Source organism: Kluyvera sp. CHPC 1.251 (assembly GCF_036759945.1).
Taxonomy (GTDB): Bacteria; Pseudomonadota; Gammaproteobacteria; order Enterobacterales; family Enterobacteriaceae; genus Kluyvera; species Kluyvera sichuanensis.
On sequence record NZ_JAPKIC010000015.1, the window covers coordinates 86,345 to 99,202 of the forward strand.

12 protein-coding genes are annotated in these 12,858 nt (G+C 55.9%); 9 read left to right on the forward strand and 3 right to left on the reverse strand.

The window, feature by feature from the left end:
* The first annotated feature begins 1 nt into the window (after position 1).
* From tatB to tatD, 3 genes are read left to right on the forward strand one after another with little or no spacing between them, the layout of a single operon-like run.
* Positions 2-523, forward strand: coding sequence for a Sec-independent protein translocase protein TatB (gene tatB / locus V6940_RS21385; RefSeq protein ID WP_333497232.1), 522 nt, complete (start codon positions 2-4; stop codon positions 521-523).
* 2 nt (positions 524-525) lie between these two features.
* Complete coding sequence (gene tatC / locus V6940_RS21390; RefSeq protein ID WP_185669745.1) at positions 526-1,290, forward strand: Sec-independent protein translocase subunit TatC; 765 nt, start codon at positions 526-528, stop codon at positions 1,288-1,290.
* A 30-nt stretch (positions 1,291-1,320) separates the two neighbouring features.
* A complete protein-coding gene (tatD, locus tag V6940_RS21395) occupies positions 1,321-2,115 on the forward strand; it encodes a 3'-5' ssDNA/RNA exonuclease TatD (RefSeq protein WP_333497233.1) in 795 nt (264 codons plus the stop codon).
* Position 2,116: 1 nt separating this feature from the next.
* On the opposite strand, the gene rfaH is transcribed toward tatD, so the two are convergent.
* The gene (gene rfaH, locus V6940_RS21400) at positions 2,117-2,605 is read right to left on the reverse strand and encodes a transcription/translation regulatory transformer protein RfaH (protein ID WP_185669743.1); all 489 of its coding nucleotides are present in this window, start codon (positions 2,603-2,605) and stop codon (positions 2,117-2,119) included.
* A gap of 162 nt (positions 2,606-2,767) precedes the next feature.
* Between rfaH and ubiD the strand changes: the two genes are divergently transcribed.
* Both ubiD and fre read left to right on the forward strand, forming a co-directional pair.
* Positions 2,768-4,246, forward strand: coding sequence for a 4-hydroxy-3-polyprenylbenzoate decarboxylase (ubiD, locus tag V6940_RS21405; protein WP_333497234.1), 1,479 nt, complete (start codon positions 2,768-2,770; stop codon positions 4,244-4,246).
* An 87-nt stretch (positions 4,247-4,333) separates the two neighbouring features.
* Positions 4,334-5,035 (forward strand): NAD(P)H-flavin reductase, encoded by a 702-nt coding sequence (gene fre, locus V6940_RS21410; protein ID WP_333497235.1) that lies wholly within the window; start codon positions 4,334-4,336, stop codon positions 5,033-5,035.
* Positions 5,036-5,208: 173 nt separating this feature from the next.
* On the opposite strand, the gene fadA is transcribed toward fre, so the two are convergent.
* Both fadA and fadB read right to left on the reverse strand, forming a co-directional pair.
* Positions 5,209-6,372, reverse strand: a complete 1,164-nt coding sequence (gene fadA / locus V6940_RS21415) for an acetyl-CoA C-acyltransferase FadA (protein ID WP_333497236.1) — start codon at positions 6,370-6,372, stop codon at positions 5,209-5,211.
* 9 nt (positions 6,373-6,381) lie between these two features.
* Positions 6,382-8,571 carry a fatty acid oxidation complex subunit alpha FadB gene (fadB, locus tag V6940_RS21420; RefSeq protein WP_333497237.1) on the reverse strand — a complete coding sequence of 730 codons (2,190 nt, stop codon included), beginning with the start codon at positions 8,569-8,571 and terminating at the stop codon, positions 6,382-6,384.
* Positions 8,572-8,762: 191 nt separating this feature from the next.
* Here fadB and pepQ point away from each other — a divergent pair, with 191 nt between their 5' ends.
* Genes pepQ through hemG form a run of 4 tightly spaced genes read left to right on the forward strand, consistent with a single transcriptional unit; the run spans position 8,763 to position 12,748 of the window.
* On the forward strand, positions 8,763-10,094 hold the full coding sequence (gene pepQ / locus V6940_RS21425) for a Xaa-Pro dipeptidase (protein ID WP_333497238.1): 1,332 nt from the start codon (positions 8,763-8,765) through the stop codon (positions 10,092-10,094).
* Positions 10,094-10,708, forward strand: coding sequence for an IMPACT family protein (locus V6940_RS21430; RefSeq protein ID WP_333497239.1), 615 nt, complete (start codon positions 10,094-10,096; stop codon positions 10,706-10,708). Before pepQ ends, V6940_RS21430 begins: the two co-directional genes overlap by 1 nt.
* A gap of 42 nt (positions 10,709-10,750) precedes the next feature.
* Entirely contained in the window at positions 10,751-12,202 is a 1,452-nt protein-coding gene (gene trkH / locus V6940_RS21435) for a Trk system potassium transporter TrkH (RefSeq protein ID WP_185669736.1), read from the forward strand.
* A 12-nt stretch (positions 12,203-12,214) separates the two neighbouring features.
* A complete protein-coding gene (hemG, locus tag V6940_RS21440) occupies positions 12,215-12,748 on the forward strand; it encodes a menaquinone-dependent protoporphyrinogen IX dehydrogenase (RefSeq protein ID WP_333497240.1) in 534 nt (177 codons plus the stop codon).
* Positions 12,749-12,858: the final 110 nt, after the last annotated feature.

The window sequence follows — 12,858 nt, forward strand, 5'->3', positions numbered from 1 at the left end:
CGTGTTTGATATTGGTTTCAGTGAACTGCTGCTGGTGTTTATTATTGGCCTCGTTGTACTGGGGCCAAAACGCTTGCCGGTAGCAGTGAAGACGGTTGTTGGCTGGATACGCGCGCTGCGCTCTCTGGCGACAACCGTACAAAACGAGCTGACGCAGGAGCTTAAACTCCAGGAATTTCAGGACAGCCTGAAAAAAGTGGAGAAAGCGAGTCTGGATAACCTGACGCCAGAACTGAAGGCCTCCATGGACGAGCTGCGTGAAGCGGCAGAGTCGATGAAGCGTTCTTACACGGCGCACGATCCTGAAAAGGCGAGCGACGAGGCCAATACCATCCATAACCCGGTGGTGAAGGAGAAGGACGCTGCGCAGCCTGAAGTGGCTGAGCCACACGTCGACGAGCGTAAAGCGTCGTCCGCTGAGGCTCCTGCGCCTGACGCCGAAGCAGTAAAGCCAGCAGAGAAAGAGAAAGCCCCTGCGGCCGCTGTTCCTGAATCATCCCCCGCATCGAGTGATAAACCGTAAACATGAGCGTAGAAGATACTCAACCGCTGATCGCTCATTTGATTGAGCTGCGCAAGCGCCTGCTCAACTGCATCATCGCGGTCATCGTGATTTTTCTGGCGTTGGTCTACTTCGCCAATGACATCTATCAGATGGTCTCTGCCCCGCTGATCAAGCAGATGCCTGCCGGCGCGACGATGATAGCCACCGACGTGGCATCCCCGTTCTTCACGCCGATTAAGCTGACCTTTATGGTCTCGCTGATCCTCTCCGCACCGGTCATTCTCTACCAGGTATGGGCGTTTGTTGCGCCTGCGCTGTACAAGCATGAACGTCGCCTGGTGGTACCGCTGCTGGTCTCCAGTACGCTGTTGTTCTATATCGGTATGGCGTTCGCCTACTTTGTGGTGTTCCCGCTGGCATTTGGCTTCCTGACGCATACCGCGCCGGAAGGGGTGCTGGTCTCGACCGATATTAAGAGCTACCTCGACTTCGTCATGTCGCTGTTCATTGCATTCGGCGTGTCGTTTGAGGTGCCGGTGGCAATTGTGCTGCTGTGCTGGGTGGGCGTGACCACGCCGGACGATCTGCGTAAAAAGCGTCCGTACGTGTTGGTTGGCGCATTCGTTGTCGGCATGTTGCTGACCCCGCCGGATGTGTTCTCGCAAACGCTGCTGGCGATTCCGATGTACTGTTTGTTTGAGGTGGGGGTCTTCTTCTCTCGCTTCTACGCTGGGAAGCGACTCACGCGTGATGAAGACGCGGAAGAAGAACAAACTGAAGAATAATCACCAACCGCCCGCCAGGGCGGTTGTCATATGGGAGTGATGATGTTTGACATTGGGGTCAATCTGACCAGTTCGCAGTTTGCTCGTGACCGTGATGACGTAGTGGCGCGCGCTCGCGACGCCGGTGTACACGGTATGCTGTTAACTGGCACTAACCTTCATGAAAGCGAAGCGGCGCAACAGCTGGCTGAACGCTTTGATTGCTGCTGGTCTACCGCCGGTGTGCATCCGCATGACGCCAGTAGCTGGTCGTCGGAAGTGGCAGAGGCTATCTATACGCTAGTCAATAAGCCGGAAGTGGTGGCGGTGGGCGAGTGTGGCCTCGATTTTAATCGTAACTTCTCTACCCCGACCGAACAGGAAGCGGCGTTTACCGCACAGCTGGCGATGGCCTCTGAACTCGGAATGCCGGTGTTTCTGCACTGCCGCGATGCGCATGACCGTTTTCTCACCCTGCTGGAACCGTGGCTCGATCATTTACCCGGTGCCGTGCTGCACTGCTTTACCGGAACGCGGGATGAGGCGCAGGCGTGTCTCGATCGTGGGTTGTCGATTGGTATTACCGGCTGGGTATGCGATGAACGTCGTGGTCTGGAACTGCGTGAGCTGCTGCCGATGATTCCGGCGGACAGGTTGCTGCTGGAGACGGATGCCCCGTACCTGCTGCCACGCGATATGACCCCGAAACCAGCTTCACGACGTAACGAACCAGCCTATGTGACGCATATTCTTGAACGGGTTGCCGGTTGGCGGGGTGAAGAGGTGCAATGGCTGGAGGCCGTCACAGACAATAACGCCAGACGGCTGTTTAATATCCACTTTTAGTTCAGGCTTTGCGGAAGTCGGTGTTTTTGACGCTCTGCTTAATTTGTTTGTTTAGCAGGTTCAGCAGCAGCATGGAGCGCGCTTCTCCGTCCGGTTCGGAAAAGATAGCCTGAAGTCCCTCGAACGCCCCTTCGGTAATGACGACGCTGTCGCCTGGGTATGGCGTTTCTGGGTCGGTAATATCGTCAGGTTGGTAGATGGACAGCTGGTGAATCACCTCAGGTGATACCGTCGCCGGCTGCGTACCAAAACGAACAAAGTGGCTGACGCCGCGAGTGGCATTGATCGTCGTCGTATGGATAACTTCGGGATCGAACTCGACGAACAGGTAGTTCGGGAACAGAGGTTCACTGACCGACGTACGCTTCCCGCGCACCATTTTTTCAAGCGTAATCATTGGCGTCAGGCAATTCACGGCCTGCCGTTCCAGATGTTCCTGAGCACGCTGAAGCTGCCCACGCTTGCAATACAGTAAATACCAGGCTTGCATAATGACTCTTCCCGAAGATTAGCGCGCAAGCATAACAAAAGTAGGGCTAAAGCGCGATGTTGAATGTCGCCGCTTTAATTTACGCTAATTTAACAAAAATACAGCATCACAGGACCATTCGCCGTATACTAAGGCGCTTACCAGGAGGCCAAGAATTACCCCATGAAATACCATGACCTACGCGACTTTCTGACATTACTTGAACAGCAAGGCGAATTAAAGCGCATTAGCCTCCCGGTTGATCCCCATCTGGAAATTACCGAAATTGCCGACCGCACGCTGCGTGCCGGTGGCCCAGCACTGCTATTTGAACATCCTAAAGGTTATGACATGCCGGTGCTGTGCAACCTGTTCGGTACGCCCAAGCGCGTTGCGATGGGGATGGGGCAGGAAGATGTCAGCGCACTGCGTGAAGTGGGTAAACTCTTAGCCTTTTTGAAAGAACCGGAGCCACCTAAAGGTTTCCGCGACCTGTTCGATAAACTGCCGCAGTTCAAGCAAGTGCTGAACATGCCGACCAAACGCCTGCGCGGCGCCCCTTGCCAGCAAAAAGTTATCTCCGGTGATGATGTTGATTTGTCCCGCATTCCGGTGATGACCTGCTGGCCGGAAGATGCCGCGCCGCTGATCACCTGGGGTCTGACGGTGACCCGTGGCCCGCATAAAGAGCGGCAGAATCTGGGCATCTATCGCCAGCAGGTGATTGGCAAAAACAAACTGATTATGCGCTGGCTGTCGCATCGCGGCGGCGCGCTGGATTTCCAGGAGTGGTGCGCGGCGCACCCGGGTGAACGCTTCCCGGTATCCGTTGCCCTTGGGGCCGACCCGGCGACTATTCTGGGGGCGGTGACGCCGGTGCCGGATACGCTCTCCGAGTATGCCTTTGCGGGCCTGCTGCGCGGTACCAAAACGGAGGTCGTGAAGTGTATATCCAACGATCTGGAAGTGCCTGCCAGCGCGGAAATCGTGCTTGAAGGGTATATCGAGATTGGCGAGATGGCACCGGAAGGCCCGTATGGCGACCATACCGGCTACTACAATGAAGTGGATAGCTTCCCGGTCTTTACCGTCACGCATATTACCCAGCGTGAAGATGCTATTTATCACTCCACCTATACCGGCCGCCCACCGGATGAACCGGCGGTGCTGGGCGTGGCACTGAACGAAGTCTTCGTGCCTATCCTGCAAAAACAGTTCCCCGAGATTGTTGATTTCTACCTGCCGCCGGAAGGGTGTTCCTATCGCCTGGCCGTCGTCACCATGAAAAAACAGTATGCGGGGCATGCAAAACGCGTAATGATGGGCGTATGGTCATTTTTACGCCAGTTTATGTACACAAAATTCGTGATTGTCTGCGATGATGACGTCAACGCACGCGACTGGAACGATGTGATATGGGCGATTACCACCCGAATGGATCCCGCACGGGATACGGTTCTGGTCGAGAACACGCCGATTGATTATCTGGATTTCGCCTCGCCGGTTTCTGGCCTGGGGTCGAAAATGGGCCTGGATGCCACCAATAAATGGCCTGGGGAAACCCAGCGCGAATGGGGCCGTCCTATCAGAAAAGATCCCGCCGTTACGGCGCGTATCGATGAAATCTGGGACGAGCTGGCCATTTTCTCCGACGATAAATGATAATGATATCCTTTGAGTTCTCCACGCCGCGGACAACGCATCCGCAGCGTGAAGTGTGATGAGGAAAAGACCCGACAGAGGGAGCGCATGACAACCTTAAGCTGTAAAGTGACCTCGGTGGACGCCATTACCGATACGGTATATCGCGTTCGTTTAGTACCCGAAGCTGACTTCTCATTTCGTGCCGGGCAGTACCTGATGGTGGTGATGGATGAGCGCGACAAACGTCCGTTCTCCATGGCCTCTACGCCGGATGAAAAGGCGTTTATTGAGCTGCATATTGGCGCGTCAGAGTTGAATCTGTACGCCATGGCGGTGATGGATCGTATCCTCAAAGAACGTGAAGTGGTTGTCGACATCCCGCACGGCGAAGCCTGGCTGCGTGAAGAAGACGATCGTCCGTTAGTACTGATTGCTGGCGGTACCGGGTTCTCTTACGTCCGTTCTATCCTGCTGACCGCGCTGGCGCAAAACCCGAATCGCGACGTGGCGATTTACTGGGGCGGCCGTGAAGAGAAGCATCTGTACGATCTCTCCGAGCTGGAAGCGCTGTCGGTGAATCACCCGAATCTGCGCGTGGTGCCGGTGGTTGAGCAGCCGGAAGAAGAGTGGCGCGGACGTTCTGGTACCGTACTGACGGCGGTGCTGCAAGATTACGGCACGCTGGCGAACCACGATATTTATATCGCCGGTCGTTTTGAAATGGCGAAGATTGCCCGCGATCTGTTCTGCAACGAACGTCAGGCGCGTGAAGACCGTCTGTTCGGCGATGCGTTTGCCTTTATCTGATAGGCAATAAAAAACCCGCCCCTGACAGGCGGGAAGAACGGCAACTAAACTTTGTTGTGTTGTAGGCCGGATAAGACGTTTGCGTCGCCATCCGGCGTAATTTGCCGGGGGCGCTGCGCTTACCCGGCCTACAATAGTGATATGCTGCGCGCCCCGGATGACGGGGCGCGTTTTTATACGCGCTCGATAACCGTCGCGATGCCCTGACCTAACCCGATGCACATGGTTGCCAGACCAAACTGGACATCCTTGCGCTCCATCAGATTCAGCAGGGTGGTGCTGATACGTGTACCGGAGCACCCCAGCGGGTGGCCCAGCGCGATTGCGCCGCCGTTAAGGTTGATCTTCTGGTCGATCTGTTCCATCAGCCCCAGATCCTTAATGCATGGCAGGATCTGCGCGGCAAACGCTTCGTTCATCTCAAACAGGTCGATATCGTTCGCGGTCAGACCGGCTTTCTTCAGCGCCAGCTTCGAGGCTGGAACCGGGCCGTAACCCATAATCGACGGATCGCAGCCGACCACCGCCATTGAACGAATACGCGCACGTGGCGTTAAGCCCAGCTCGCGTGCGCGGCTTTCGCTCATCACCAGCATGGCGGAAGCGCCGTCGGAGAGGGCGGAAGAGGTGCCTGCGGTTACCGTCCCCGTTACCGGGTCGAAGGCGGGTTTCAGCGTGGAGAGCGTCTCAACTGTGGTCTCCGGGCGAATAACTTCGTCATAGTTAAACTGCTTCAGCACGCCGTCTGCGTCATGACCACCGGTTGGGATGATTTCATTCTTAAAGGCACCCGACTGCGTGGCGGCCCAGGCACGAGCGTGGGAACGGGCGGCAAACGCATCCTGCATTTCACGGCTGATGCCGTGCATACGGGAGAGCATTTCTGCCGTCAGGCCCATCATGCCCGCCGCTTTCGCTACGTTACGGCTCATGCCTGGATGGAAATCGACACCGTGGCTCATTGGCACGTGGCCCATGTGTTCCACGCCGCCGACCAGACAGACCTGCGCGTCGCCGGTCATGATCATACGGGCCGCATCGTGCAGCGCCTGCATGGAAGAACCACACAGACGGTTCACGGTAACTGCCGGGACCGAATGGGGAATTTCCGCCAGCAGTGACGCGTTACGAGCGATGTTAAAGCCCTGCTCCAGCGTTTGCTGCACGCAGCCCCAGTAGATGTCGTCGATAGCCGCCGCTTCCAGCGCGGGGTTACGCGCCAACAGGCTACGCATCAGGTGCGCGGAGAGATCCTCAGCGCGCACGTTACGGAACGCACCGCCTTTGGAACGGCCCATCGGGGTACGAATTGCATCAACAATAACAACCTGTTCCATCGTGACTCCTTAAGCCGTTTTCAGCTCACCAGCCGGGCGGGCTGGCTCAACCGGTGGATAATACGCGTCGTTATGGCGCGCTTTGTCGCGCAGGCCGGCCGGGACTTCATACAGCGGGCCGAGGTGCTGATACTGCTGTGCCATATCGAGGTACTTCGCGCTGCCGAGCGTATCCAGCCAGCGGAATGCGCCGCCGTGGAACGGAGGGAAGCCCAGGCCGTAGACCAGCGCCATATCGGCTTCAGCCGGGCTGGCGATAATGCCTTCTTCCAGGCAGCGCACCACTTCGTTGACCATCGGGATCATCATGCGGGCAATAATCTCGTCGTCACTGAAATCGCGCTTCGGCTGGCTAACGTCTGCCAGCAGGCTATCGACCGCTGAGTCTTCTTCTTTTTTCGGTTTGCCTTTGCTGTCTTCTTTATAACGCCAGAAGCCCATGCCGTTTTTCTGGCCGTAGCGGCTTGCTTCAAACAGCGCATCGATAGCATCGCGATAATCTTTCTGCATACGCTGCGGGAAGCCGGCTGCCATGACTGCCTGTGCATGGTGCGCGGTATCAATACCGACCACGTCGAGCAGGTAAGCTGGGCCCATCGGCCAACCGAACTGTTTCTCCATCACTTTATCAACCTTGCGGAAGTCTGCGCCGTCGCGCAGCAGCTGACTGAAGCCGGCAAAGTACGGGAACAGTACGCGGTTAACGAAGAAGCCAGGGCAGTCGTTCACCACGATAGGCGTTTTGCCCATCTGGCTTGCCCAGGCGACCACTTTCGCAATGGTGCTTTCTGAGGTTTTCTTACCGCGGATGATTTCGACCAGCGGCATACGGTGCACCGGGTTGAAGAAGTGCATACCGCAGAAGTTTTCCGGGCGTTCCAGCGCATCGGCCAGTTCACCGATGGGAATGGTCGAGGTGTTAGAGGCCAGCACGGTATCCGGGCGTACTTTCTGCTCGGTTTCTGCCAGTACTGCTTTTTTCACCTTCGGGTTTTCCACGACGGCTTCAACGACCACATCAACACGGTCGAAGCCGGCATAGTCCAGCGTCGGCTGAATGGTGGAAATCACGCTTGCCAGCTTCAGACCGTTGATTTTGCCGCGCTCAAGCTGTTTGTTGAGCAGCTTGCTGGCTTCGGTCATGCCGAGGGTCAGCGATTTTTCATTAATATCCTTCATGATAACCGGCACGCCTTTCCAGGCGGACTGGTAAGCGATCCCGCCACCCATGATGCCCGCACCGAGTACGGCGGCATGTTTTGGCGGTTCGATGTGTTTGGTCAGTTTCTTAGCCTGACCTTTTACATATTGGTCGTTGAGGAAAATACCGACCAGCGCACGGGCCTCATTGGAGTGGGCCAGTGGAACAAAGCTTTTGTTTTCCAGATTGAGTGCTTCTTCGCGGCCAAAGCGTGCCGCAGCTTCAATCGTTTTCACTGCCGTGATCGGCGCCGGGTAGTGTTTACCCGCCGTCTGCATCACCATCGCTTTAGCGATAGAGAAGCTCATGGTGGCTTCAATCTTGCTGAGCTTCAGCGGCTCAAGCTTCGGTTGACGCTTGGCTTTCCAGTCGAGGTCGCCGTTAATCGCCTGACGCAGTACTGCCAGCGCGCCATCGACCAGTTTTTCCTGCTTAACGACACCATCAACCAGGCCAATCTTCAGCGCCTGCTCGGCACCGACATCTTTACCGGCGGTGATGATTTCCAGTGCGCTATCGGCACCCAGCAGACGCGGCATACGAACCGAGCCGCCAAAGCCCGGCATGATGCCCAGCTTGGTTTCCGGCAGGCCGATACGCAGATCCGGCGTCGCCAGGCGGTAGTCGGTGGCCAGCACGCATTCGCAGCCGCCGCCCAGCGCATAGCCGTTGACGGCAGAGATGGTGGGGACCGGCAAATCTTCCAGACGGTTGAAGACGCTGTTGGCGAAGTGCAGCCACTGGCTGAACTGTTCTTCTGGCACCAGGAACAGCGAAAGGAATTCGGTGATATCCGCGCCGACAATAAAGGCCGCCTTTTCAGAGCGTAGCAACAGCCCCTTCAGCTCTTTTTGTTTTTCGAGGACGTCGAGCGCCTGGCCGAGGCTGGCTACGGTTGCGGTATCTAACTTGTTAACTGAGCCAGGGGCATCGAACACCAGTTCGGCAATGCCATCTTCCAGCCAGTTGAGGTACAGGGTGTCGCCTTTGTAGAGCATGTCAGTCTCCTGAATCCAGCAAAGTGATCTGGTCATACCAGATAATCAGGAGTGTGTATTTTGTGTTAAATAAATGCAAATAAGACTTTAAATATTTGCTGGTCGGATCACGTCCGGCGGAAATCACGCAGGGTGGGAGAGGTGTGCTAATATGCGGTGACTAAAGGGTAAAAAAATCAGAAGGGTAAATAATGGACTCACTAGCCGCACTCTATAAAAATCATATTGTTACCTTACAAGAGCGGGCACGCAACGCACTCGACCGTTTCAAGCTTGATGCGCTGCTTATCCACTCTGGCGAGCTGATGAATGTTTTTCTGGATGATCACGCGTACCCATTCAAGGTCAACCCGCAGTTCAAAGCCTGGGTACCGGTTACTCAGGTGCCAAACTGCTGGCTGCTGGTCGACGGCGTCAACAAACCTAAGCTGTGGTTCTATCTGCCGGTGGACTACTGGCACAACGTTGAGCCGCTGCCGACCTCGTTCTGGACGGAAGACGTTGAGGTTATCGCGCTGCCAAAAGCGGACGGCATTGGCAGCCAACTGCCGGCTGCGCGCGGCAACATCGGTTATATCGGCCCGGTTCCGGAGCGTGCGCTGGGCTTAGGCATTGCCGCGAACAACATCAACCCGAAAGGGGTGATTGACTACCTGCACTACTATCGTGCCTATAAAACCGATTACGAGCTGGCCTGTATGCGCGAAGCGCAGAAAATGGCGGTAAATGGCCATCGTGCGGCGGAAGAAGCTTTCCGTTCCGGCATGAGCGAGTTTGATATCAATCAGGCTTACCTGACGGCCACCGGTCATCGCGATACCGATGTGCCTTACGGCAATATCGTGGCGCTGAACGAGCATGCGTCCGTGCTGCACTACACCAAGCTGGATCACCGCGCACCGTCGGAAATCCGCAGCTTCCTGCTGGATGCTGGAGCAGAATATAACGGCTATGCCGCTGACCTCACCCGCACCTGGGCGGCGCACAGCGACAACGATTTTGCGCAGCTCATTAAAGATGTGAACACTGAACAGCTTGCGCTGATTGCCACCATGAAGGCGGGCACCAGCTACGTGGATTACCACATCCAGTTCCATCAGCGTATTGCCAAACTGCTGCGTAAGCATCAGTTAGTCACCGACATGAGCGAAGAGGCGATGGTCGACAATGATCTGACCGGGCCGTTTATGCCGCACGGTATTGGTCACCCGCTGGGTCTGCAGGTGCATGACGTTGCCGGCTTTATGCAGGATGACACCGGTACGCATCTGGCCGCACCATCTAAATACCCGTACCTGCGCTGCACCCGCGTGCTGCAACCGGGCATGGTGTTGACTATCGAGCCGGGCATCTACTTTATTGAGTCTCTGCTCGCACCGTGGCGTGAAGGTCAGTTCAGCAAGCACTTCAACTGGCAGAAAATTGAAGCGCTGAAGCCATTTGGTGGCATTCGTATTGAAGATAACGTGGTTATCCACGAGAACAATATCGAAAACATGACGCGTGACCTGAAACTGGCGTAATGGAAAGCTGGCGAATACCGGCCGAGCCGGTCACCTTCGTTGAAGAGATAAAGAAGAGCCGTTTTATCACCCTGTTGGCGCACACCAACGGGGTGGAGGCGGCGAAAGCGTTCGTTGAGTCGGTTCGCGCCGAGCACCCTGATGCCCGCCACCACTGCGTGGCGTGGGTCGCGGGCAGGCCGGATGACTCGCAGCAGCTTGGCTTCTCAGACGATGGTGAACCGGCGGGAACGGCCGGTAAGCCGATGCTGGCTCAGTTGATGGGTAGCGGCGTCGGTGAAATTACCGCCGTAGTGGTTCGCTACTACGGCGGCATCTTGTTAGGCACTGGCGGGCTGGTAAAAGCCTACGGTGGCGGTGTACAGCAGGCGCTCAATCTGCTGACAACGCAGATCAAAACGCCGTTAACCGAATATACTCTGTTATGTGAATACGGGCAGCTCGCGGGTATCGAATCGCTGGTTGGGCAGTATGCCGGGCAGATTGTTGCCAGCGATTATCAGGCGTCGGTTCAGCTCCGTATCGCGCTTCCACAGGCAAAAGTGCATGATTTTTCCGCAAGACTGGCGGATTTTAGTCGTGGTTCATTGCAATTGTTAGCGATTGACGAATAATCCCCCTCCAGACTTTTTTGATTATCAAAGGACGCGCCGGAAATGCATTTTCGTGCCATTACTCGAATTGTTGGACTTCTGGTCATCTTATTCTCAGGGACAATGATCCTCCCGGGATTGGTGGCTCTGATTTACCGCGATGGCGCCGGGCGCGCATTTACTCAAACCTTTTTTGTTGCGCTGGTGATTGGTTCGCTGCTGTGGTGGCCGAACCGTCGTGAGAAGGGTGAGCTGAAATCCCGTGAGGGCTTCCTGATCGTCGTCCTATTCTGGACGGTGCTGGGCAGCGTGGGTGCGCTACCGTTTATCTTCTCCGAACAGCCAAACCTGACGGTTACCGATGCGTTCTTTGAATCGTTCTCCGGTTTAACGACCACCGGGGCGACTACGCTGGTGGGGCTGGACTCATTGCCTCACGCTATCCTCTTCTATCGACAAATGCTGCAGTGGTTCGGCGGTATGGGGATCATTGTGCTGGCGGTAGCTATCCTGCCTATCCTTGGCGTCGGTGGGATGCAGTTATATAGAGCAGAAATGCCCGGGCCGCTGAAAGACAATAAGATGCGCCCGCGAATTGCCGAAACAGCGAAAACGCTGTGGCTTATCTATGTGCTGCTGACGGTAGCCTGCGCGCTGGCGCTGTGGTTTGCCGGAATGCCCGCGTTCGATGCGATTGGACACAGCTTTGCGACTATCGCCATCGGCGGCTTCTCCACTCACGATGCCAGCGTTGGCTTCTTTAATAGTCCAACCATCAACACCATTATTGCTATCTTCCTGCTGATCTCCGGTTGTAACTACGGCCTGCACTTTTCTTTATTAAGTGGGCGCAGCCTGAAGGTGTACTGGCGTGATCCTGAATTCCGCATGTTTATTGGCGTGCAGTTGACGCTGGTGGTTATCTGTACCCTGGTGCTGTGGTTCCATGACATCTATAGCTCGGCGGTGACGACGCTGAACCAGGCGTTCTTCCAGGTGGTCTCGATGGCGACGACCGCGGGCTTCACCACCGACAGCATTGCGCGTTGGCCGCTGTTCCTGCCGGTGCTTCTTTTATGTTCGGCCTTCATCGGCGGCTGTGCGGGTTCAACGGGCGGTGGCTTGAAGGTCATTCGTATTCTGCTGCTGTTCAAGCAGGGGAACCGTGAGCTCAAGCGCCTCGTCCACCCGAATGCGGTCTATAGCATTAAGCTGGGTAACCGCGCGCTGCCGGAACGTATTCTCGAAGCAGTATGGGGGTTCTTCTCCGCCTATGCGCTGGTTTTCATTATCAGCATGCTGGCGATCATCGCCACCGGCGTGGATGACTTCTCGGCGTTCGCCTCTGTCGTGGCGACGTTGAATAACCTCGGCCCTGGGCTGGGCGTGGTGGCGGATAACTTTGCCAGCATGAACCCGGTGGCGAAGTGGATCCTGATTGCGAACATGCTGTTTGGTCGTCTTGAAGTCTTTACGCTGCTGGTGCTGTTTACCCCAACATTCTGGCGCGAATAACAGGAGTCAGCGTTGAAAACATTAATGCTCTTTTCTACCCGTGATGGTCAGACGCGTGAAATCGCAGCCTATCTCTGCTCGCAGCTGAGCGAGCAGGGTATTGATACCGCGATGGTGAACCTGAACCGTACGGAAAGTATCGATTGGCAGCTGTATGACCGGGTGGTGATTGGTGCATCTATTCGCTACGGTCATTTCCATCCTGCGCTCGACCGTTTTGTTAAAAAAAACACCGCGGCGCTGCAGGCGATACCGAGCGCGTTTTTCGCCGTGAACCTGGTGGCGCGTAAACCGGAGAAGCGTTCTCCGCAGACCAACAGCTATACGCGCAAGTTCCTGCTGCGTTCTCCGTGGCAGCCAGATGCCTGCGGCGTGTTTGCGGGCGCACTGCGATATCCTCGTTACCGCTGGTTTGACCGCATTATGATTCGCCTCATTATGAAGATGACCGGTGGTGAAACGGATACCAGTAAAGAAGTGGTGTATACCGACTGGGAGCAGGTAGCTGGTTTTGCCAAAGAAATCGCGCAACTTTCGCGCAAATAGGGCGCTAATTCGGCGCATTGCCTGGAAATTGAGCGAACGAAAAGTTTTTTCAGAATTATGCTTGCGGGATCTCAATTACTCCCTATAATGCGGCCCCACTGAGACGGAAC